This is a genomic window from Sphingomonas sp. Leaf30, from assembly GCF_001422525.1.
Taxonomy (GTDB): Bacteria; Pseudomonadota; Alphaproteobacteria; order Sphingomonadales; family Sphingomonadaceae; genus Sphingomonas; species Sphingomonas aerolata.
On the sequence record NZ_LMKZ01000022.1, the window covers coordinates 54,908 to 75,717 of the forward strand.

General features: G+C 66.6%; 23 protein-coding genes. 6 read left to right on the forward strand and 17 right to left on the reverse strand.

The window, feature by feature from the left end; all coding sequences use genetic code 11:
- The 9 genes from ASE89_RS20940 to ASE89_RS19295 form a co-directional block, all read right to left on the reverse strand.
- Positions 1 to 300 (reverse strand): hypothetical protein (locus ASE89_RS20940; protein WP_056681257.1); only part of this gene is annotated, 300 nt, incomplete at its 3' end.
- Positions 301 to 505: 205 nt separating this feature from the next.
- A complete protein-coding gene (locus tag ASE89_RS19260) occupies positions 506 to 3,586 on the reverse strand; it encodes a TonB-dependent receptor domain-containing protein (RefSeq protein WP_056681260.1) in 3,081 nt (1,026 codons plus the stop codon).
- Between the two features lie 268 nt (positions 3,587 to 3,854).
- The gene (locus ASE89_RS19265) at positions 3,855 to 4,235 is read right to left on the reverse strand and encodes a Rap1a/Tai family immunity protein (protein WP_156363590.1); all 381 of its coding nucleotides are present in this window, start codon (positions 4,233 to 4,235) and stop codon (positions 3,855 to 3,857) included.
- A complete protein-coding gene (locus ASE89_RS19270; RefSeq protein ID WP_056681338.1) occupies positions 4,232 to 5,032 on the reverse strand; it encodes a hypothetical protein in 801 nt (266 codons plus the stop codon). Before ASE89_RS19270 ends, ASE89_RS19265 begins: the two co-directional genes overlap by 4 nt.
- A gap of 74 nt (positions 5,033 to 5,106) precedes the next feature.
- A complete protein-coding gene (locus ASE89_RS19275; RefSeq protein WP_031393980.1) occupies positions 5,107 to 5,418 on the reverse strand; it encodes a hypothetical protein in 312 nt (103 codons plus the stop codon).
- Positions 5,419 to 5,797: 379 nt separating this feature from the next.
- A complete protein-coding gene (gene rplI / locus ASE89_RS19280; protein WP_031440825.1) occupies positions 5,798 to 6,394 on the reverse strand; it encodes a 50S ribosomal protein L9 in 597 nt (198 codons plus the stop codon).
- 11 nt (positions 6,395 to 6,405) lie between these two features.
- Positions 6,406 to 6,630, reverse strand: coding sequence for a 30S ribosomal protein S18 (gene rpsR / locus ASE89_RS19285; protein ID WP_031393978.1), 225 nt, complete (start codon positions 6,628 to 6,630; stop codon positions 6,406 to 6,408).
- 2 nt (positions 6,631 to 6,632) lie between these two features.
- The gene (rpsF, locus tag ASE89_RS19290) at positions 6,633 to 7,067 is read right to left on the reverse strand and encodes a 30S ribosomal protein S6 (protein ID WP_031393977.1); all 435 of its coding nucleotides are present in this window, start codon (positions 7,065 to 7,067) and stop codon (positions 6,633 to 6,635) included.
- A gap of 332 nt (positions 7,068 to 7,399) precedes the next feature.
- Positions 7,400 to 7,756, reverse strand: coding sequence for an RcnB family protein (locus ASE89_RS19295; RefSeq protein ID WP_037528667.1), 357 nt, complete (start codon positions 7,754 to 7,756; stop codon positions 7,400 to 7,402).
- A gap of 194 nt (positions 7,757 to 7,950) precedes the next feature.
- Between ASE89_RS19295 and fabD the strand changes: the two genes are divergently transcribed.
- From fabD to mltG, 6 genes are all read left to right on the forward strand, one after another.
- Complete coding sequence (gene fabD, locus ASE89_RS19300) at positions 7,951 to 8,910, forward strand: ACP S-malonyltransferase (RefSeq protein WP_056681267.1); 960 nt, start codon at positions 7,951 to 7,953, stop codon at positions 8,908 to 8,910.
- Positions 8,911 to 8,943: 33 nt separating this feature from the next.
- Complete coding sequence (locus ASE89_RS19305) at positions 8,944 to 9,372, forward strand: GxxExxY protein (protein ID WP_056681270.1); 429 nt, start codon at positions 8,944 to 8,946, stop codon at positions 9,370 to 9,372.
- A 1-nt stretch (position 9,373) separates the two neighbouring features.
- On the forward strand, positions 9,374 to 10,111 hold the full coding sequence (gene fabG, locus ASE89_RS19310; RefSeq protein ID WP_056681273.1) for a 3-oxoacyl-[acyl-carrier-protein] reductase: 738 nt from the start codon (positions 9,374 to 9,376) through the stop codon (positions 10,109 to 10,111).
- 161 nt (positions 10,112 to 10,272) lie between these two features.
- Positions 10,273 to 10,509: an acyl carrier protein gene (locus ASE89_RS19315; protein ID WP_031393971.1), complete on the forward strand. Its 237-nt coding sequence runs from the start codon at positions 10,273 to 10,275 to the stop codon at positions 10,507 to 10,509.
- A 121-nt stretch (positions 10,510 to 10,630) separates the two neighbouring features.
- Positions 10,631 to 11,893 (forward strand): beta-ketoacyl-ACP synthase II, encoded by a 1,263-nt coding sequence (gene fabF / locus ASE89_RS19320; RefSeq protein ID WP_031440820.1) that lies wholly within the window; start codon positions 10,631 to 10,633, stop codon positions 11,891 to 11,893.
- Between the two features lie 96 nt (positions 11,894 to 11,989).
- Positions 11,990 to 12,958 (forward strand): endolytic transglycosylase MltG, encoded by a 969-nt coding sequence (mltG, locus tag ASE89_RS19325; RefSeq protein ID WP_056681276.1) that lies wholly within the window; start codon positions 11,990 to 11,992, stop codon positions 12,956 to 12,958.
- Between the two features lie 252 nt (positions 12,959 to 13,210).
- On the opposite strand, the gene eda is transcribed toward mltG, so the two are convergent.
- From eda to ASE89_RS19365, 8 genes are all read right to left on the reverse strand, one after another.
- On the reverse strand, positions 13,211 to 13,819 hold the full coding sequence (gene eda / locus ASE89_RS19330; protein ID WP_056681278.1) for a bifunctional 4-hydroxy-2-oxoglutarate aldolase/2-dehydro-3-deoxy-phosphogluconate aldolase: 609 nt from the start codon (positions 13,817 to 13,819) through the stop codon (positions 13,211 to 13,213).
- Complete coding sequence (glk, locus tag ASE89_RS19335; RefSeq protein WP_056681283.1) at positions 13,816 to 14,784, reverse strand: glucokinase; 969 nt, start codon at positions 14,782 to 14,784, stop codon at positions 13,816 to 13,818. The genes eda and glk overlap by 4 nt, the downstream gene beginning before the upstream one ends.
- A gap of 88 nt (positions 14,785 to 14,872) precedes the next feature.
- A complete protein-coding gene (gene edd, locus ASE89_RS19340; protein ID WP_056681286.1) occupies positions 14,873 to 16,687 on the reverse strand; it encodes a phosphogluconate dehydratase in 1,815 nt (604 codons plus the stop codon).
- A gap of 1 nt (position 16,688) precedes the next feature.
- A complete protein-coding gene (pgl, locus tag ASE89_RS19345) occupies positions 16,689 to 17,393 on the reverse strand; it encodes a 6-phosphogluconolactonase (RefSeq protein WP_056681290.1) in 705 nt (234 codons plus the stop codon).
- Positions 17,394 to 17,644: 251 nt separating this feature from the next.
- A complete protein-coding gene (gene zwf, locus ASE89_RS19350; RefSeq protein ID WP_037528659.1) occupies positions 17,645 to 19,108 on the reverse strand; it encodes a glucose-6-phosphate dehydrogenase in 1,464 nt (487 codons plus the stop codon).
- 23 nt (positions 19,109 to 19,131) lie between these two features.
- A complete protein-coding gene (gene argC, locus ASE89_RS19355) occupies positions 19,132 to 20,061 on the reverse strand; it encodes an N-acetyl-gamma-glutamyl-phosphate reductase (RefSeq protein ID WP_056681291.1) in 930 nt (309 codons plus the stop codon).
- A complete protein-coding gene (locus ASE89_RS19360; RefSeq protein ID WP_234387592.1) occupies positions 20,058 to 20,489 on the reverse strand; it encodes a hypothetical protein in 432 nt (143 codons plus the stop codon). The genes argC and ASE89_RS19360 overlap by 4 nt, the downstream gene beginning before the upstream one ends.
- On the reverse strand, positions 20,428 to 20,745 hold the full coding sequence (locus ASE89_RS19365) for a MarR family transcriptional regulator (protein WP_031395049.1): 318 nt from the start codon (positions 20,743 to 20,745) through the stop codon (positions 20,428 to 20,430). Before ASE89_RS19365 ends, ASE89_RS19360 begins: the two co-directional genes overlap by 62 nt.
- Positions 20,746 to 20,810: the final 65 nt, after the last annotated feature.

Sequence of the window (20,810 nt, forward strand, 5' to 3'; positions counted from 1 at the left end):
ATTGTCCTTGACGCCCACGGTGGGCACGTCGACCGTTTCGGTCTCGGTCTTGACCTTGGGAACCTCGACTTCGGTCTTCTTCGTGCCGACGACGACCGCCTTCGAGTCGAGATCGACATTCGGCATGTCGCCGCCCTTGACGGAGACCTCCGGAAGCGAACCTTCCTTCACGTTGGCGCTCCAGAACCCGGTCGCAAAGAGGACACCGACGATGGCCGCAATGACGACAAGGACGATGACGATCGTCTTGCCTGCGCCGCTCTTCTGACGAATTGGCTCGCCGCCCCGATAATCTGACATTTAACTCTCCCTGTACTTACAACAGGTTCGAACACTCTCGACGCAGTCTTGTTCCGTTTGCGTCATGACGTCGAAATTGCCGGCGCCCGGCACGCGGATCTTAACGCGTCTTGAGCGCGGCACGACGGACGGACGTCGCCGGCTCCCGCACCAAAAAAAGGGGGCCCGTCGCGAACGACGAGCCCCCCGATACGCCCCGGTTCGATCAGAACCGCACGGTCGCCCCGACCGCGAGGTTGCGGCCCAGCGCGTCGTAGCGCGCGGGGATCGTGTTGCTGCGCGCCAGGCTGATGTCATAGGAATTCGCCAGGATCGGCGGCGTCTTGTCGAGCAGGTTGTTCGCGATCAGCCGGAGCGAGAAGTCGCGCGACACGGCGAAGGTCAGCGCCAGGTCGAAATAATTCACCGGCGCGATCCTGTAGAAGGTCGTCCGCGCGCGGTCGGGCGTGCCGCCGATCGCCGGATCGCCCGAATTGTCCGCACTCGTCAGCGACCCGACATAGCGCCAGTTGAACGAGGTGCTGAAGATGCCGTCGCTCGTCGTATAGGTCGTCCGCAGCCCGTGCGACCATTTCGGCAGCAGCTGGCCGCAGCCATTGCCGTAATAGCCCGCGCAATTGCGCTTGGGCTGGAGCGGCGAATCCTGCCCGCCGGCAAAGGTGGTCAGCGACCCGTTGAAGTTCCAGTCGATCTTGCCGGCCCCGCCGAGACCCAGCGTATACTGGCTCTGGAAGTCCCAGCCGCGCGCGATCGAGAAATAATAATTGGTCGTGCCCGCGCGGATGAAGCCGCTGGTCGGGTTGTTCGCGGCGGCGGCGTAGAGGATGCCGGTGCCGGGCTGGCGGACGATCCCCGAGCAGAAGAACGGGTCGCCGTTCGACCGCTGGCAGCCATCGGTGTAATAGCTGTCGTCGTTATAGCCGAGCGAGTTGTTGATCTTGATCCGGTAGCGATCGACCGAGAAGACCAGCCCGCGCAGGAAGCTCGGCTTCACGACTAGGCCATAGGTCTGGGTATAGGCGGTTTCCGGATCCGCGGTGAACCCGCCCGATCGCACCGTGCACTGGTCGTTCGGGCACAGCAGGGTCGCGCTGCCATAAAGTGCGTCGGACAGGCCGGTCGCCGCGCACACCTCGCGCGAGGCGATCGGCGTGGTCGTGGTGATCGTGCGGCCGGGATTGGCCGGGTCCGCGATCTGGCGCGGCACGGGGGCGCAGAAGTCGTTCTGCGATCCGCCCTGCCGGCTATAGTTGATCGCGGTCGCCTGGCGGATCTCGAACACCGTTGGTGCACGCTGCGCCTTGTTGAACGACGCGCGGAACGTCAGGTCGCTGACCGGGGCATAGGTGCCCTCGAGCTTCCACGTGTTGAAGGTCTTGGGATTGCTGCTGTATTTCGACACACGATAGCCGCCCGTGACCTGCAGCAGATGCGCGAAGCGGCGCTCCTCGATCAGTGGCGCCTGGACCTCGATGTTCGATTCCCAGACGTCCTGGCTCAGGTTGAAATCTTCGCCGCCATTCTGCTCGCGGTAGATCGCATCCGCGGACGAGGCATAGCTGTCCTTGCGATATTCGCCGCCCAGCGCGATTGCGACGCCCTGGTTCGCAAAGGGCGAGGTGATCCCGTATTTGCCGAGGTCGCCGGTCACCGACGACACGATGTCCCACAATTTGGCGACGCCGGTCGAGGTGCCGCTGCGCGCGGTGAAGAGGTAATCGGCCAGCGGTCCGCCGAGCGTCCCTGCGCTGAACGCGTTGAACGGGACACAGGCCGGGTCGACCCCCGACACGGTCGCCGCGCAGGTCGGCGTGCCATTGACGCTGACGACGTTGAGCGAGCGGTTCACCCGGTCGAAATCGGCGAAATTGCCGAAGGTTATGTCCTGCTGGTTGCGCGAGAACACGCCGCCCAGATCATAGGTCCACGCGTCGCCGACGGTGCCGCGGATCCCCGCGGTCGCGCGGATCCCCTTGTTCAGATAGACGTCGGGCGAGAAGGGCAGGTCGTTGAAGCGATAGCGCACGTCGAGCGGCGCGAGCGCCGACGTCCCCGCCTGCGCACCGCAGATCGTGCTGGCCTGCGACGTCGACAGGAACGGGTTGTTGCAGTTCACCTGGTACGGCGTGTCGCCATAGGCGGTGTAGCTGTAGACGCGCGTCGGATAGGGGTTCACCGACCTGTCGCGGAACCAGATCCCCGAACCATAGAGCTCGAGCTCGGGTGCGATCTTCGCGCTGACGAAGCCGCCCGCCGTATAGCGTTCGAATTCGCGCTGATAGGAATAGCCGTCATAGGGGTTGGCCGCGTTGCCCGCGCCTGCGCCGTACGGCACGAAGCTGCGCGTGCCGGCGGGATCGTTGACATAGCCGACGCCGCTGTTCGCCCCGCTGCGCGGCGAGATATAGCCGCTCGGCGAATAGGTCGACAGCGAGCAGGACAGCGGGCCGTCCTTGCCGGTCTGGACCAGCTGGCATGCCGAGCTCGACCGTGCGTCATAGGGGACGTCATTGGCCTGGCGGTAATTGACGAAGCCCGACACGCGCAGCGCGCCGTCGAACAGCTTGGTGCCCGCGGTCAGCGTGACGTCGGACCGGCCGCCGTCATTGGTCAGCCCGCGCGGCGCCTCGAACGCGTTCGCGCGCGCCAGCGGCGACACGATCGTGTCCTTGTTCTCGTGATTGTAGAAGCTGTAATTGCCGTCGAGCTGGATCCCCTCGAAATCCTTCTTCAGGATGAAGTTCACCACGCCCGCGACTGCGTCCGATCCATAGACCGACGACGCGCCGCCGGTCAGCACGTCGACGCGTTCGAGCAGCGAGGGCGGGATGATGCCGACGTCTTGGCCGTTCTGCGTGCCCAGCCGCTTGCCATCGACCAGCACCAGCGTCCGCTCGAAGCCGAGGCTGCGCAGCTTGATCCGCTGGCGGCCGTCCGAATCCTGATAGGTCTGCTGGCTGTCGGGCGACACCTGCGGCAGGCGGTTGAGCACGTCCTCGACGGTGATCGCCGCCTGCGCGCGGATGTCCTGCGCGGTGACCGAGGTGATCGGCGCGGCCGATGTCATGTTGGGCCGCTGGATCCGCGATCCGGTGACGACGATCATGTCGTCGGACACGGTCTTGGCCGTATCGCCCGCGGCGAACGCGGTCTGCGCATCGGCCTCGACCTTGGCCTGGGCCGGCGTCGCCGGGCTGTCCGTCGCGGTCTGCGCCAAAGCGGGGATCGCCGTCAGCAACAGCGATCCGGCAAGTGCAATATAGGACGTGGTATGTCTGAAGTTCATGAAGGCCCCCTTGTCCGGCTGCGCGCTCGCGCTTGGTCCGGTTCCGGGGACATGAATTCTCCATTATGACTTATATGACAATACCCAAATATGACCTCTTCATACGAATGTTGCGAGGATGTTCAGAATAGGCACTATTTCGGTTATCGAAAGCCGTCGCCGTTCACCGTGGCGTCGCCCATTGCTAGACCGCCCGCCAACGAATCGTCGCGGGTGGCATTTCGGCGGATTGTGAGAGGGCCGTACCGCTACCGGTACGGCGGGCGGGCTAGCGTTTGGCGTTCCGCTTGCACGCAAAGGACCGGCGCAGCGCGTCGCGGACCACGAAGATGGGCGCGGCTTTGGCCTTCTTGCCCTTGGTGCGCAGATATTTGCGCGTCGTCGCCACCGCGTCGATCGTCGAGCCCTTGGTTGCCGACGGGCAGATCTCGCGCGCCATCGACAGTGTGTCGAACGCGCCGAGGATATAGCCCGTGCAGAAGCTCGGCGCGGGGTCCGCATCCTTGCCGCGGCACTGCGCGATCAGGTCCTCGGTCGTCAGCGCGCTCACCACCACGGGGCGGTCGGCGCGAGCGGGGGTGCGGGCAGGAGTGGGGGTGCGGGCAGGAGTGGGGGCAGCGGCCACCGCGGCGAGCCAGAGCAGGATCATGTCGGTTCGCTCTCCGCACCAGGGGTCGCCGCGACCGGCGTGGGCTTCAGATAGGGCAACAGCCGCGCACGCGGAAACACGTCGTCGAGCGTGCGGCTCTCGGGCAGGATATAGACCACGCCGCCCTTGCGGCGGAACAGCGGGCTCAGCTGGCCGGTATAGAATTTGCTGCCGACATTGATGCAGCCAAAGCTGATCCGGTTGTCCTCCGGGCTCGGCGACACCAGCCGCTCGACCCGGCGTTCCTTCTTGTGGGTCGTGATCACCGCATGGATCGCGACCGAATTGGCATAGTCGACCCACAGCACAGACTGGCGACCGAACGCGCGCCCGAACTTCGTGACGAACCGGCCCGCGGGCGTGGTCCGCTCGGCGGGCCCGATCTCGGCCAGATCCTTCGCGCCGACACCGGGCGACGAATCGTCACCGATCCCGACGCCGAGCAGCACCGGCGTCTGCCCGAGATACGCGCCCTTCGCATCGAACAGCAGCAGCGACGCCGCCTGCTTGTCGATCACCGCATAGGGCAGGCCGGCATTGTCCTTCGCCGCCGCGACCCAGGCGACGATCTGGTCCGCGGCCGGCGACAGCAGCGGCAGCGCGAGCGGCACGACCGGGGCGGCCACCGCCGCCCCACGCCGCGGCTTCGCGCGCGTCTTGCCAGCAGCCTTGCCACCCGTCTTGGCGGCAACCTTGGCGCCGGCAGCGGCCGCCAGCGGCACCGGCGCGGCGACGAGCGCCAGCGCCAGGCCGGCAAGCGCCGCCGCCCGGTACCGTCCCGATAACGGCCCTCTCACGCGCAAGATCCTCTCACGATGGCGATCCTGCGCGGCGAAGCCGTCCCGGGTATTGGCATGGAGCAGGGTCAGGCTCAGCCGCGCGGCTTGCGCTGGCGCTGCTGCATCTGCTGCTGCATCTTCTGCTCCATGCCGTCGACGCGACCGTTGATCTGGTCGATCCGCTGGCCGTTCTGCTGCGCCTGGCCGGCTGCGGCCTGGGCCTGGGTCAGCGCCTCGCCCGACGTGCCCTCGACGGTCCGCAGGCGGCCGTCCATGCCGTCGATGCGCGTGTTGACGGTCGCGATCTGCTCGCGGACAAAGCCCTTGGTGGCGCAACCGCCCAGCCCGATCGACCCGATCAGCAGGAGGGCAACCGTCGGATATTTCTGGAGACTCGTACGCATTTTCTTAACCTTTCCAAAAACTGGAACCTGCACTCAGCGATCACAATCGCGCGCTGACAATCGATTTTGGCCAGAATGTGCGTCTTCTGCGGTGGAGCAGGGGGCGGGGTGAATGCCGCCGGTTCGCTGCACCGTGCGGTTCATCTGCCCGCAACCTTTCGCTGGCCTTGGGCATTATCGCCGCGTCCCTTTTCATAGAGTTTGCCGGCCATGAAACAGATCCTCCCCGTCATCTTCGCGCTCGTCCCCCTCGCCGCGATGGTCGGCGCCTGCGTCACCTGCCCCTGAGCCGCTGGCGTTCCTGCCGCGGACATGAAAAAGGCCCGTCCGGATCGCTCCGGACGGGCCTTTTTCTATTTGGCCAGGAAAGGCGAGGGGGTTAGCCCTGTGCCTCTTCCTCCTGGTCGCGCGGGGCTTCGGCGGTCGCGCCGGGCTCTGCGTTCGGATCGTAATCCTCGACGAAGCCAGCCTCGTCACGCTCGAACATCGACGACATGACGTCGACGCCCTGAGCCTGCATCTCGGCTTCTTCCGGCGACCGGGCGACGTTGACCTTGACGGACACCGACACCTCGGGGTGGAGTGCAACCTTGACGGTGTACACGCCGATTGCCTTGATCGGCTTGTCGAGCACGATCGCCGACTTGCCGACCTTGTGACCATCGGCCACCAGCGCATCGACCAGATCGCGAACCGCGACCGAGCCGTAGAGCTGACCGGTGTTCGACGCCTGACGGATCAGGGTCACGCTCGCGTCGGTGAAGGTCTTCGCTTCGGTCTCGGCATCGGCACGGCGCGATGCGTTGTCCGACTCGATCCGCGCACGGTTCGCTTCGAAAACCTTGCGGTTGGCTTCGTTCGAACGAAGCGCCTTCTTGTTCGGGAGAAGGAAGTTACGGGCATAGCCGTCCTTGACCTTCACCACGTCGCCGATGGCGCCGAGCTTTTCGACGCGCTCAAGCAGAATGACGTCCATGGGGGCGCTCCTTACTTAACGATGTAGGGCAGCAGGCCCAGATGACGCGCACGCTTGATGGCCTGGGCCAGTTCGCGCTGCTTCTTTGCGGCCACCGAAGTGATACGCGACGGGACGATCTTGCCACGCTCGGACACGAAGCCCTGCAGCAACCGGACGTCCTTATAGTCAATCCGGGGAGCGTCTTTGGCAGAGAACGGGCAGCTCTTGCGGCGGCGGAAGAATGGACGTGCCATGATTATTCAGCTCCCTCTTCGCGGTCACGACGGGGACCACGGTCCGGACGATCGCCGCGGTCAGGACGGCCTTCGCGGCCACCTTCGCGGTCGCCACGACGCTCACGGTCGCGGTCCGACTTGCGCATCATCACGGTCGGGCCCTCTTCGAGCGTGTCGACCTTGACCGTCATGTAACGGATGATGTCTTCGTTGATCTGCGTCTGGCGCTCCAGCTCTGCGATCACGTTGCCCGGGGCATCGATCTCGAGCATCACATAGTGCGCCTTGCGGTTCTTGGCGATCTTGTACGCCAGCGAACGCAAGCCCCAGTTCTCGGTCTTTACGACCCGACCTTCGTTGTCGTTCACGATCTTGGTGGCGATTTCCGCCAGAGCGTCCACCTGCGCCTGTGCCAGATCCTGGCGCGCAAGGAACACGTGCTCGTAAAGAGCCATGTCTTGTCCTTCGTCTTGGCCGATCGCTGATACACGCCCCATGCGTGCACCCCTCCGGCTGTCGTCTAGAATGCAAACCGGGCAAGAGACGCGAATCCCTCACCCCGGTTGTGATGGCCCTTACCCGATTATCGGGGAAAGGCAAGGTGTCCGTCCGTCTTCCCAACCCCTTCCGTCATCCGCTCCCTCCTCCGTCATCCTGACGAAAGTCAGGATCCAGAGTAGCGGAGCGCCGCCCTGTCTGACCCTGGATCCTGACTTTCGTCAGGATGACGGGGTATATCGAGGACGGCGCTCATCTCAGGATGACGATGCAGTAGAGGGCTCAAACCTTACCGGAACGCGCCACCGCGCACCTGGACCACATTGCCGCGGCCGTTGACCAGCAGCGCGTCACGACCCGAACGGACCCACTGGCTGCCACGCGGCGGGGCGGCGAGGCGATAGTTGCGGTAGGTCGTGATCACCCGGTAGTTCTGCGCATAGCGGCGGTCGAACCGCTGGCCGGTGCGGAAATTGCGATACTGGTTCGGGCGGACGGTGGTCCGCTTGGTGACGACGGTGCGGCCATTATTGTTCTGGCGCACAGTGGTCACTTCGCGACGCTGCTGCGCCTCGGCCGGAGCGGCGGCCAGCAGCGGGCTGGCGACGAGGGTGGCGGCAAGCGCGCTGAGGATGAACGTCTTCATGATACTCTCCCGTTGAAACACGGCGCCGATGCTGCGGCGTCCTCCACAATCTGGGGGCCGCTTGTCGCAGGCGCTTGTCGCAGGGGTCGCGAATTGGTCGCATTTTGTCGCAAACCCGGCGGGTCCGTTCAGGTTCGCGCGGTTGCAACTCGGGCCGCACCTTTCTAGTCCGCCCGCTTCAAAGAGGAGAGGTCATGCGCGCGTTCATCTTCCCCGGCCAGGGGAGCCAGTCTGTCGGCATGGGCAAGGCGCTCGCCGACGCCAGCGCCACCGCGCGCGAGGTCTTCGCCGAAGTCGACGAGGCGCTCGGCCAGAATCTGTTCCGGCTGATGAGCGAGGGGCCCGCCGACGACCTCCTCCTTACCGAGAATGCGCAGCCCGCGATCATGGCGAACGCGATCGCCACGCTGCGCGTCGCCGAGAAGGAGGGCGGTCTGCGCCTCGCCGACAAGGCCGATTATGTCGCCGGGCACAGCCTCGGCGAATATACCGCGCTCTGCGCCGCGGGTGCGCTCGACCTGTCGACCACCGCGCGGCTGCTGAAGCTGCGCGGCCGGGCGATGCAGGCGGCGGTGCCGGTGGGCGAGGGCGCGATGGCCGCACTGCTCGGTACCGATCTCGAAAAGGCGCAGCTGATCGCGGGCGCCGCGGTCGATTCGATCCTCGCCGAGGGCGGGGCCGAGCTGATCTGCACCGTCGCCAACGACAATGACCCGTCGCAGGTCGTGATCTCGGGCCACCGCCTCGCGATCGAGAAGGCGATCGCGCTCGCCAAGGATCTCGGCGCCAAGCGCGCGGTCCTGCTCCCCGTCTCCGCGCCGTTCCACTGCCCGCTGATGCAGCCCGCCGCCGAGGCGATGGAGGCCGCGCTCCTCGACGCCGACCTCCGCGCGCCGCTGGTCCCCGTCTTCGCCAATGTCGACGCGGTCGCCGTCGCCAACCCCGGCGCGATCCGCCACCTGCTCGTCCAGCAGGTCACCGGCATGGTCCGCTGGCGCGAATCGGTCCTGGCGATGCACGCAGCCGGCGTCGGCCACTTCGTCGAATTCGGCGGCAAGGTCCTCGCCCCCATGGTAAAACGCACCGCCCCCGACGCCGAAACCACCAGCGTCATCACGATGGACGACATCGAGGAATTCGTGAAGAAGATGTGATCACGCGGAGACGCGGAGCCGCGGAGAGAAGATTTGAGAGAGATCGACCAGATCAGCGGCGATGTGCTCGATCTCTCCGTTCGGATCCACCGTGCTCTGGGTCCGGGACTTCTCGAAAGCGTCTACGAACTGGTGCTGGCGGGTAAGCTCGCCAGTCTGGGTTACCAAGTGGCGCGGCAGCGACCGGTAGACATCGAGTTCGACGGGACCCGCTTCGAAGCGGCCTTTCGCATCGACCTCCTCGTCGACGAGCGCCTCTTGGTGGAAATCAAATCGGTAGAGCAACTGAACGCCGTCCACGGCAAGCAATTGCTCACCTATCTACGCCTCACCAAACAGCCCGTCGGGCTGCTTATCAACTTCGGTGGCGCGACGCTCAAGGAAGGGGTGCGACGGATCGTCAATGACCATCGCCCCTCCGCGTCTCCGCGTCTCCGCGTGAACCAAATTATTGGAGACTAGAATGTTCGACCTCACAGGCATGACCGCCCTCGTCACCGGCGCATCGGGCGGGATCGGGTCCGAGATCGCCCGAGCCCTCGCCGCACAGGGCGCGCGCCTCGCCATATCCGGCTCCAACGCCGCCAAGCTCGACGCCTTCCTCGCCACCCTCGGCGGCGATCACGTCGCGCTGCCCTGCGACCTGTCCGACCCCGCCGCGGTCGACGCGCTCGTCCCCCAGGCGGTGGAGAAACTCGGCAAGGTCGACATCCTCGTCAACAATGCCGGCGTCACCCGTGACAATCTCGCGATGCGGATGAAGGACGACGAGTGGGACAGCGTCATCCGCGTCAATCTCGAGGCCGCGTTCCGCCTGATGCGCGCCGCCGCCAAGCCGATGATGAAGGCGCGCTTCGGCCGGATGATCTCGGTCACCTCGATCGTCGGCGTCACCGGCAATCCGGGCCAGGCCAATTACGCCGCGTCGAAGGCGGGGCTGATCGGCATGTCGAAATCGATGGCGCAGGAGCTCGCCAGCCGCGGCATCACCGTCAACTGCGTCGCCCCCGGCTTCATCACCTCGCCGATGACCGACGCGCTCCCCGACGCGCAGAAGACCGCGCTCACGACCAAGATTCCGGCCGGCCGGCTGGGCGAGGGTGCGGACATCGGCGCCGCGATCGTCTATCTCGCCAGCCGCGAGGCGGGCTATGTCACCGGGCAGACGCTGCACGTGAATGGCGGGATGGCGATGATCTGACGTCACGGATCTGTGGCATGAGCCGGGCTAACGCCCGGTTTTCGCCCGCAATCGCGCAAAGCGACCCGGCAAGGCGATGAACTGACCCTTGCCACGAAACGGACCCCGTTCTACGGGCGTTCAGGAACTGGTAAAAACCCCCAAAGATAGAGGGAACGAACATGAGCGAGACCGCAGACCGCGTGAAGAAGATCGTCGTCGAGCATCTCGGCGTCGAAGCCGACAAGGTGACCGAAGATGCGAGCTTCATCGACGATCTGGGTGCCGACAGCCTCGACATCGTCGAGCTGGTCATGGCGTTCGAAGAAGAATTCGGCGTCGAGATCCCTGACGACGCGGCCGAGAAGATCGCGACCGTCAAGGACGCGATCACCTATATCGACGAGCACAAGGCCTGATCAGGGCTTGAGGTCCGATCCGTCGGGCTTGCCCTGGTGGCTATGATCTGAGCGGCTCCCCGTCCTTGGGCTAAGAGGGCGGGGAGCCGTTTCGTTTTGGAAGCATGTGGAGTTTGAGGTCATGCGGCGTGTCGTCGTAACCGGGCTAGGCCTGGTCACCCCCCTGGGGGCCGATGTTGAAACGGCTTGGGCGAACATTCTCGCCGGCAAGTCGGGGGCGGGCCCGATCACCCGGTTCGATGCGTCGGACCAGGTCTGTCGCATCGCCTGCGAGGTGAAGCCCGCAGACCATGAATATGGCTTCGATCCCGCCAAGCGCGTCGACCACAAGGTCCAGCGCCAGGTCGATCCCTTCATCATCTACGGCATCGACGCCGCGGGCCAGGCGCTCGAAGACGCCGGCCTGACCGAGATGACGGTCGAGGAAAGCTGGCGCGCGGGCGTGTCGATCGGCTCGGGCATCGGCGGCCTGCCGGGCATCGAGAGCGAATCGATCGTCCTCCACACCAAGGGGCCGCGCCGCGTCTCGCCGCACTTCGTCCACGGCCGTCTGATCAACCTGATCTCGGGTCAGGTCTCGATCAAATATGGTCTGCGCGGACCCAACCATGCGGTCGTCACCGCCTGCTCGACCGGCGCGCATGCGATCGGCGACGCCGCGCGGATGATCGCGATGGACGATGCCGACGTGATGCTCGCGGGCGGCGCGGAGGGCACCGTCTGCCCGCTCGGCATCGCCGGCTTCGCCCAGGCGCGCGCACTGTCGACCAACTTCAACGATTCGCCCGAAAAGGCCTCGCGTCCCTATGACAAGGACCGCGACGGCTTCGTGATGGGCGAGGGCGCGGGCGTGCTCGTGCTCGAGGAATATGAACACGCCAAGGCGCGCGGTGCGAAGATCTATGCCGAGGTGATCGGCTATGGCCTGTCGGGCGACGCCTATCACGTCACCGCGCCGCATCCCGAAGGCGACGGCGCGTTCCGTTCGATGCAGATGGCGATCAAGAAGTCGGGCCTCAAGCTCGAGGACATTGATTACATCAACGCGCACGGCACCTCGACGCCGATGGGCGACGAGCTCGAATTGGGCGCAGTCCGCCGGCTGTTCGGCGATGCGATCTCGGGCCTGTCGATGTCGTCGACCAAGTCGGCGATCGGGCATCTGCTCGGCGGTGCCGGCGCGGTCGAGAGCATCTTCTGCATCCTCGCGCTGCGCGACCAGATCGTCCCGCCGACGCTCAACCTCGACAATCCGAGCGACAGCTGCATCGGCGTCGACCTCGTGCCGCACGTCGCCAAGAAGCGCGAAGTCCGCGCGGTGCTGAACAACTCGTTCGGCTTCGGCGGCACCAACGCCTCGCTGGTGATGACGCTGGTAAAGTAACCTGTTCCCCGGCGAAGGCCGGGGTCCAGTTGGGTGAACGGTGCTTTTATCGGAGGGCCTGCCCAACTGGGCCCCGGCCTCCGCCGGGGAACTTTAATGCGCAAGGTCGGCTGTTTCGGAGTGATCCTCGCCCTCGTGGCGATCGTCGCGCTGTTCCTCGTCGTCCAGGGCTGGGGCGGCGCCGGCCCGGCCGCGCGCACGCTCACCGTCCAGGTCGCGCAGGGGTCGAGCCTCGCCGCCGCCGCGACCGAACTCGAAAAGGCCGGCGCGATCCGCTCCGCCAGCCGTTTCCGCCTCTACGCGCGCATCTTCGGCTCGGGCGTTCCGATCAAGGCGGGCGAATATCGCATTCCCGCCCAGGCCAGCCCGTCCGATATCCTCGAGCTGATGCAGGGCGGCAAGGTCGTCCAGCGGCTCGTCCCGGTCCCCGAAGGCTATCCCTCGGTCCTCGTCCACGACGCGCTGATGAAGGCCGACGGCCTGACCGGCACCGTGCCCGTCCCCGCCGAAGGCTCGATCCTGCCCGACAGCTATGCGTTCGAACGCGGCGACACGCGCGCCACGGTCGTCGCGCAGATGCAGTCGGCGATGACCGCCTATCTCGCCAAGGCCTGGGCGGCGCGCAAGCCGGGCATCGCGGTGGCGACCCCCGAACAGGCGATCATCCTCGCCTCGATCGTCGAGAAGGAAACCGGCAAGCCGTCCGAGCGTCGCATGGTCGCCGCGGTCTATGGCAACCGTCTGCGCGTCGGCATGCCGCTCCAGGCGGATCCGACCGTGATCTATCCGATCACCAAGGGCCGCCCGCTCGGCCGCCGCATCCTGCGTTCCGAACTGCAGGCGAAGAACGGCTACAACACCTATGCCAGCCCCGGCCTGCCGCTCGGCCCGATCGCCAATCCCGGCCGCGCCTCGATCGACGCGGTGCTCGACCCGGCGCAGACCCAGGCACTGTATTTCGTCGCGGACGGCACCGGCGGCCATGTCTTCGCCGACACGCTCGACCAGCACAACGCCAACGTCCGCAAATGGTACGCGATCCGCAAGGCCCGCGGCGAGATGTAATCGCCCCCTCGGCGCCTGACAGCATGGCGCCGGGTCGCTCAGCCACCCCGTTCGTCCCGAGTAGCTGCTGAGCGAAGTCGAAGCGACGTATCGAGGGACAATTGGCGCACGGGCCCCCTCCGTCGATACGCCCTCTTCGGATAAGCGGTGCTTCGATACGAGCCCTCGATACGCCCCATCGGGGCTACTCGGTCTCTACTCGGCACGAACGGGCTGGGGGCAACGTGGGCACGAGTGCCGCACGTCCGATCCTTACCCCCGCAACGCGCTGGCCGCGCGCGCCTTCATCTCGATCTCGGCCATCGTGCCGCCGGTCACCCAGCTCCCGCCGACGCACAGTACCGGCTTGAACGCCAGCCACTCGGGTGCGCTGGCCTCGGTGATCCCGCCGGTCGGGCAGAACCGCGCCTGATAGAACGGCGCCGCCAGCGCCTTTAGCGCCTTCAGTCCACCGCTCGCCTCCGCCGGGAAGAACTTGAAATGCGTGAGGCCGAGGTCGAGCCCGGTCATGATGTCCGCGGCATTGGCGATGCCCGGCAGGAACGGCACGCCGCTCTCGATGATCGGCGTCGCGAGCCGCTCGGTCAGGCCGGGCGAGACGATGAACTCGGCGCCCGCGTCCATCACCTCGGCGAACTGGCGCGTGTTGACGACGGTGCCCGCACCGACGATCGCGCCCTCGACCTTCTTCATCTCGGCGATCGCCTCGAGCGCGGCGCCGGTGCGCAGCGTCACCTCGAGCACGCGCAGGCCGCCAGCGACCAGCGCCTCGGCGAGCGGACGGGCGAGCGCCGCGTCCTCGATCACCAACACCGGGATGACGGCGCTGGTCTGCATGATGTCTGCGATAGTTGCGGTCATTGGGTGTGTTCCTGTGCGAAGGCAGCCGCGGCGCCGAACAGGCCGGGCTGGGGATGGGTGATCAGCTTGACGGGCATCGCCGCCATCATCGTCTGGAACCGGCCCTTGGCGACGAAGCGCTGGTCGAAGCCCGAACGGACCAGACGGTCCTTGATCCGGAAGCCGAGCCCGCCCGCGATCACCACCGCCTTGGCGCCCTGCGCGAGCGCGAGATCGCCCGCGACCGCGCCAAGCGCGAGGCAGAAGCGGTCGAGCGCTGCCAGCGCGATCGAATCGGTGCCGTCGATCGCTTCGGTCCAGATCGTCCGGTCGTCGCGGCTGGGCACCGAACGCCCCTCCATCTCGGCCAGCGTCTCGTAGATCGCGACGATCCCCGGCCCGGCGACGACGCGCTCGGCCGACACGCGCGTGAAGGTCTTGCGCAGTCGCTTGAGCAGCGCATCCTCGATCCCGTCGAGCGGGGCGAAGTCCATGTGACCGCCCTCGGTCTCGAGCACCTGGTACCGGTCGCGGTTGCGGAGCAGCTGTGCGACGCCCAGGCCGGTGCCCGGTCCGCAGATCGTCGTGATCCCCTCGGACGGCAGCGGCGTGTCGGGGCCGCACAGATGGATGAAGTCGCTGTCGGGAACCTGCGCGACGGCATGGCCGACCGCGCCGAAATCATTGACGACGACCCACTGGTCCGCGTTCAGCCGCTCGGTGATCAGCGACTTGCGGATGATCCACGGATTGTTGGTCAGCCGGATCACGTCGTTGGCGACCGGCGACGCGACCGCGATGCCCAGCGCGCGGGGCAGGGGCCGTCCCAGCCCCGCCTCGAACGCCTGATAGGCGGTCTGCAGCGACGCATGATCCGCGGTCTTCATCGTCACCGGCTCGCCCAGCTTGACGACGCGGCCATTCTCGACCTCGGCAATCGCAAAGCGCGCATGCGTCCCGCCGATATCTGCCGCTACGATTTCCATTGGTCTCTCCCGATCCTTGATCTCTTATCGCCGTTCGTCCTGAGCGACGTCGAAGGACATCGCCCGGAACGAATGGTTCGCACGGGCTTTAAAGCCCCGCGCCCGCCAGCATCGCCGACGCGCCCTTTTCGGCCTCGTCGGCCAGCCCGCGGAACATGCCGAACAGCTCGCGGCCCATGCCGCTGACCGCGGGGGGCAGCGTCACCATCTCGCGCGTCGCCCACACATCCGCATCGACCAGCGCTTCCAGCGTGCCGTTCACGGCATCGACGCGGATCATGTCGCCGTCGCGGATCAGCCCGATCGCGCCGTCGAGCAGTGCTTCCGGCGAGCAATGGATCGCGCACGGCACCTTGCCGCTCGCACCCGACATGCGGCCGTCGGTGACCAGTGCCACCTTGAACCCGCGATTCTGCAGCACGCCCAGCGGCGGGGTCAGCTTGTGCAGCTCGGGCATGCCGTTGGCGCGCGGCCCCTGGAAGCGGACGACGACGACGACGTCCTTTTCCATCTCGCCGCGCTTGAACGCCTCGATCACGTCGAGCTGGTCGTCGAACACCATCGCGGGCGCCTCGACGATCCAGCGATCGCGCTCGACCGCGGACACCTTGATGCACGCGCGGCCGATATTGCCCGCGAGGATCCGCATGCCGCCATCCGCCGAGAACGGCGCGGTGGCGGGGCGCAGGATCGTCTCGTCACCGCTGTCGGGCGTGTCGCGCCATTCGAGCGCGCCGTCCGCGACCACCGCGGTCTTCGCATAGGCCGACAGGTCCTGCCCGCCGATCGTCATGATGTCGCCGTGGAGCAGCCCTTCGCCCAGCAGCTCGCGGATCACATAGGGCATGCCGCCCGCCGCCTCGAACGCGTTCACGTCCGCCGAGCCGTTGGGATAGACGCGCGCGATCAGCGGCACCGCCGCCGACAGGCGATCGAAATCCTCCCAGTCGATCACGATCCCCGCCGCACGCGCGATCGCGGGGACGTGGAGCAGATGGTTGGTCGACCCGCCCGTCGCGAGCAGGCCGACCGCCGCATTGACGATCGCGCGCTCGTCGACGCAGCGGCCGAGCGGCCGGTAATCGTCGCCGCGCGCCCCGATCTTCGCGAGCCTATGGACCGCCGCGCGCGTCAGTTCCTGGCGCAGCTTCGTGCCCGGATTGACGAACGCCGCACCCGGCATGTGGAGGCCCATGACCTCCATCATCATCTGGTTGGTATTGGCGGTGCCATAGAAGGTGCAGGTGCCCTTCGAATGATAGGCGCCGATCTCGGCCTCGAGCAGTTCCTCGCGGCCGACCAGCCCTTCGGCGAACTTCTCGCGCACCGCGGCCTTGGCCTTGTTGGGCAGCCCGGTCGGCATCGGCCCACCCGGGATCAGCACCATCGGCAGATGCCCGAAGCGCAGCGCGCCCATCAGCAGCCCCGGCACGATCTTGTCGCAGATGCCGAGCAAGGCCGCGCCCTCGAACGTGCCGTGGCTCAGCGCGATCGCCGTGCTCAGCGCGATCGTGTCGCGGCTGAACAGCGACAGCTCCATCCCCGGATAGCCCTGCGTCACGCCGTCGCACATCGCCGGCACGCCGCCCGCGACCTGCGCGGTGGCGCCGGCCTCGCGCGCCCAGACCTTCATCAGTTCGGGATAGCGGTAATAGACCGCATGCGCCGACAGCATGTCGTTATACGCCGTCACGATGCCGATGTTCATGCCGGCATCGGCCTTCATCGCATCGCGGTCCTCCTCGGTCCCCGCATAGGCGTGCGCGAGGTTCGCGCAGCCCAGCGACGGCCGGCGCACCTGCGCCTCGCCCTCGCGGTCGATCAGCGCGAGATAGGCGGCGCGGCTGTCGCGCGACCGTTCGATGATCCGGTCGGTGACCGCGGAGACGACGGCGTTCAGCATCTCAGGCGGCCCAGTGGATGTCGACGGGCAGCTCGACCTCGGCCAGCACGCGCCCGATCGGGTATTTCGACGACGGGCCCTGCTCGATCGCCTGTTCGAGCAGCGTCTTCTTCTCCTCGCCGGTGATCATGACCATCAGCGCCCGCGACGATGCGATCGCCGCGGCGGACAGGGTGACGCGCGCGACCGGTGCCTCGGGCGGCAGCGGCTCGGGCATCACGCCCACCGCGCGGCGTTCCTTGGGACCGCTCAGCGCCTCGTCGAAATCGGGGCCGGGGAAGATCGACGCGGTATGGCCGTCGGTACCCATGCCGAGCAGGCAGAAGTCGAGCGGCCAGTGCAGGTCCTGCATCAGCGCATCCGCCGAACGGCCCGCCGCCTTGTAGTCGGAGATCGCATCGGGGACGATCGGCTTCACCCGCGCACCCTTGGGCAGGAAGATCTTGGCGAGCGCGGTGACGTTCGACATCGGATCACCCAGCTTCACGATCCGCTCGTCGCCGGGAATGATCGTGACCTTCTTCCAGTCGAGCTTGGCCTGGGCGAGCTTCTCATACGCCGCCATCGGCGTCTTGCCGCCCGCCAGCGCGATCACCGCCGAGCCGCGCGCGTCGAGCGCGCTCTCGATGACGAACTGGATGTCGCCGGCAACCGCGGCTGCGAGCTCCTCGGTGTCCTCGTAATCCCACCATTCGATCTCGGTCATATGCTCAAACTCACTTAGAAATTAGTGTTCGTGCCCAACAGTTCAGGTCGTGTCCGCCAGTCCCGTTCGCACCCAGCAGTCCCGTTCGTACTCAGCGGCCCGTTCGTACCAACCAGTCCCGTTCGTACCGAGTAGGGATCGAGCGAAGCCGAGAGCCCGTATCGAGGTACAATGCCACAACCGGGCCGATCCCTCGATACGCCATCTCGACAAGCTCGACGGCTACTCGGGACGAACGGAGGAAAACATGCTCAGTCGTCCTGCCAGGTCACGCCGTCGCGCTCGGTCAGCGCGATCGCGGCGGACGGGCCCCAGCTGCCCGACGGATAGCTTTTGGGCTTCATTCCGTTCGCTTTCCAGCCCTCGCGGATCGCGTCGATCCAGGTCCACTGCGCCTCGACCTCGTCACGCCGCACGAACAGCGTCTGGTCGCCCTCGATCAGGTCGAGCAGCAGCCGTTCATAGGCGATGCGCCGGCGCGTACCCGCAAACTCGGCGTCGAGGCTGAGGTTCAGCGGCACCTCGCGCAGCCGCACGCCCTCGCGGTCGAGCCCCGGTTCCTTCGCCATCACCAGCAGCTGGACATGCTCCTCGGGCTGCAGGCGGATGATCAGCATGTTGGGCTGGAGCAGCCCACCGCGCCCTGCGAACATCGAATGCGGCACCGCCTTGAACTGGATCGCGATCTCGCTGCCGCGTGCCGCCATCCGCTTGCCGGTGCGCAGGTAGAAGGGCACGCCCTGCCAGCGCCAGTTGTCGACATGCGCCTTGATCGCGACGAACGTCTCGGTGGTCGACGTCTGGCCGAGTTCCTCCGAATAGCTCTTCACGAACTTCCCGTTGACCGCGCCCTCGGCATATTGCCCGGTCACGGTGACGTGCGGCGCCTCTTCGGGCTTGATCAGCCGGAGCGAGCGGAACACCTTCGACTTCTCGTCGCGCACGTCGGTGCCCTCGAACCGCGCGGGCGGCTCCATCGCGATCAGTGCGAGCAGTTGCAGGATATGGTTCTGCACCATGTCGCGCAGCGCGCCCGCGCTCTCGTAATAGCCCGCACGTTCCTCAAGCCCGACCGTCTCGGAGATCGTGATCTGGACGTTGTCGATCCCTTGCGCATTCCACACCGGCTCGAAGAACGAGTTGCCGAAGCGCAGCGCGAGGATGTTCTGGACGGTTTCCTTGCCCAGATAATGATCGATCCGGTAGGTCCGGTTCTCGGGAAACGCCTTGGCGACCGCGTCGTTGATCTCGCGGCTCGTCGGCAGGTCGTAGCCCAGCGGCTTTTCCAGCCCGACGCGGACCGTCTCGCCCGCCAGCCCGACCTTGTGCAGTCCCTCGATCGCCGATTCGAACAGCGACGGCGCGGTCGACAGATAGATGGCGAGCCCGCCCGAAATGTCGCCGATCTTGTCCGCCAGCGGCTGGAAGCTCGCCGGATCGGACAGGTCGGTCGGCTGGTAATGCACGCGCTCTAGGAACGCGTCGATCGTCCCCGCATCCTTGCGATCGTCCTTCAGATACTCGTCGAGCGCGGCTCTCGCGAAGGTGCGATACGCCGCGTCGTCGTGATCGTGACGCGCCGCGCCGGTGATCGTCAGCCCCTCGGGCAGCAGCCCGTCGGCGTGCAGGCCATAGAGCGAGGGCAACAGCATCCGCTGCGCGAGATCGCCGGTGGCGCCGAACAGGAGCAGCTTGGCTACGGGATTACGGTGCATGAGAGCTCCTGGGTCAGTCGGTCTTACGAAACCAGACCGGCGACCGGGTCGACCCCGGCCATGATGTTGAGGTTCTGGACCGCGGCGCCGCCGGCGCCCTTGCCCAGATTGTCGAGTGTCGCGACCAGCCGCGCGTGACCGGTCGCATCGTTGCCGCAGACGCGCAACGTCAACCGGTCGGTTCCGGCATTTTCCTCGATGGCGATCGCCGCCGCATCGCCCGCCGCCACGGTCACGAGCGCCGCGCCGTCATAGGCTTGCCGCAGCACGTCCTCGACCGCCGCCAGCGTCGGCCGGCCGGGCAGGGCATGAAGGTGCAACGGCACCTCGACGACCATCCCGCGATAGGTGTTGGCGACCGCGGGCGCGAAGATCGGCGCATGCGTCAGCGCGGCATGCTGCGTCATCTCGGCGATGTGCTTGTGCGCGAGGCCCAGCGCATAGGCGCGGAACGCGGTCGGGGTGGCGCCGGCCCCCTCGAACTCGGCGATCATCGCCTTGCCGCCGCCCGAATAGCCCGACGTCGCGTTGACGCTCAGCGGATGGCCCGCCGGCAGCAGCCCGGCCGCAACCAGCGGGGCTACGAGCGCGAGGAAACCGGTCGGATAGCAGCCGGGGTTGGACACCCGCGTCGCCACGGCGATCCGCGCCGCCTGGCCCGGCAGCTCGGCGAACCCATAGGTCCAGCCCGGCGCGACGCGGTGCGCACTCGACGCGTCGATCACCCGCGTCCGGTCATTGTCGATCAGCGCGACCGCTTCGCGCGCGGCGTCGTCGGGTAGGCAGAGGATGACGAAATCGGCATCGTTGAGCGCCGCGCGGCGTGCCGCGGGATCCTTGCGGTTCGCCTCGTCGAGCAACGCGATATGGATGTCGGACCGCCCGGCGAGCCGGTCGCGGATCTCGAGCCCGGTGGTGCCTGCCGCACCGTCGATGAACACCGTCGCGGTCATGCCGCCACCGCCTTGCCGTCCGGCAGGTCGAGCGCGTCGATCTCGACATAGCCGACAAGGCCGTGCGGCTGCGCGACGCCCCAGGCGGACGATCCCGCAATCTCGAGCACTTCGATCGTGTCGCCGACCGCCAGCGCGGTGACCGGCTCGCTCGCCGCGTCACGGCCCGCGCGCAGCGTCGCGGTGCGCGCGACCAGCCGGACCATCGGCACTGCGTAGTGCGGCGCGAAGACATGCTCGGCGAGGCGGATGTCGGCAATGTCGCGGCGGACCGCGTGCGTGCGCAGGTCGAGATCGACCGAACGCCCCGTCAGCGCGAAACTCTGGCGACGCGAGTCGGCAGAATCACGCGGCTGAATGACGCCGTCAGGCTGTCGCGGCGCGGGGCGCGGCGTCGTTATCGCCGATGAACTGCCCGAATTCTTCAAGAAAATCTGCCCCTTCACTCGTCCGCGCGACGAAGATGTTGCGCTTGTCGCTATCGTCGCGTTGCCGGCGCAGATAGCCGAGGGCACCCAATCTGTTCAAGGCGCGCGTGACGACGGGCTTTGATACGTTCAGCGCACGCGCCAGACCGCGCACCGTATGCGGGCCGGGTTTGAGATAGACGAGCAGCAAAAGCGCCATCTGGCGATTGGTCAGATCCGGTTCACCCGAACGGACATAATCGACCAGAGCCGTCATCCACGTCGATAGAGTATTGACTGCCATTGATGCCACAGCGTTGATCCGCCATCTGAATTTCAGGG

Bases quoted from the DNA above. Each gene is read 5' to 3' on its own strand.
- ASE89_RS19260 (WP_056681260.1), bottom strand. From the start codon at position 3,586: ATGAACTTCAGACATACCACGTCCTATATTGCACTTGCCGGATCGCTG.
- ASE89_RS19265 (WP_156363590.1), bottom strand. From the start codon at position 4,235: ATGATCCTGCTCTGGCTCGCCGCGGTGGCCGCTGCCCCCACTCCTGCC.
- ASE89_RS19275 (WP_031393980.1), bottom strand. From the start codon at position 5,418: ATGCGTACGAGTCTCCAGAAATATCCGACGGTTGCCCTCCTGCTGATC.
- rplI (WP_031440825.1), bottom strand. From the start codon at position 6,394: ATGGACGTCATTCTGCTTGAGCGCGTCGAAAAGCTCGGCGCCATCGGC.
- rpsR (WP_031393978.1), bottom strand. From the start codon at position 6,630: ATGGCACGTCCATTCTTCCGCCGCCGCAAGAGCTGCCCGTTCTCTGCC.
- rpsF (WP_031393977.1), bottom strand. From the start codon at position 7,067: ATGGCTCTTTACGAGCACGTGTTCCTTGCGCGCCAGGATCTGGCACAG.
- ASE89_RS19295 (WP_037528667.1), bottom strand. From the start codon at position 7,756: ATGAAGACGTTCATCCTCAGCGCGCTTGCCGCCACCCTCGTCGCCAGC.
- fabD (WP_056681267.1), top strand. From the start codon at position 7,951: ATGCGCGCGTTCATCTTCCCCGGCCAGGGGAGCCAGTCTGTCGGCATG.
- fabG (WP_056681273.1), top strand. From the start codon at position 9,374: ATGTTCGACCTCACAGGCATGACCGCCCTCGTCACCGGCGCATCGGGC.
- ASE89_RS19315 (WP_031393971.1), top strand. From the start codon at position 10,273: ATGAGCGAGACCGCAGACCGCGTGAAGAAGATCGTCGTCGAGCATCTC.
- fabF (WP_031440820.1), top strand. From the start codon at position 10,631: ATGCGGCGTGTCGTCGTAACCGGGCTAGGCCTGGTCACCCCCCTGGGG.
- mltG (WP_056681276.1), top strand. From the start codon at position 11,990: ATGCGCAAGGTCGGCTGTTTCGGAGTGATCCTCGCCCTCGTGGCGATC.
- eda (WP_056681278.1), bottom strand. From the start codon at position 13,819: ATGACCGCAACTATCGCAGACATCATGCAGACCAGCGCCGTCATCCCG.
- glk (WP_056681283.1), bottom strand. From the start codon at position 14,784: ATGGAAATCGTAGCGGCAGATATCGGCGGGACGCATGCGCGCTTTGCG.
- edd (WP_056681286.1), bottom strand. From the start codon at position 16,687: ATGCTGAACGCCGTCGTCTCCGCGGTCACCGACCGGATCATCGAACGG.
- pgl (WP_056681290.1), bottom strand. From the start codon at position 17,393: ATGACCGAGATCGAATGGTGGGATTACGAGGACACCGAGGAGCTCGCA.
- zwf (WP_037528659.1), bottom strand. From the start codon at position 19,108: ATGCACCGTAATCCCGTAGCCAAGCTGCTCCTGTTCGGCGCCACCGGC.
- argC (WP_056681291.1), bottom strand. From the start codon at position 20,061: ATGACCGCGACGGTGTTCATCGACGGTGCGGCAGGCACCACCGGGCTC.
- ASE89_RS19365 (WP_031395049.1), bottom strand. From the start codon at position 20,745: ATGACGGCTCTGGTCGATTATGTCCGTTCGGGTGAACCGGATCTGACC.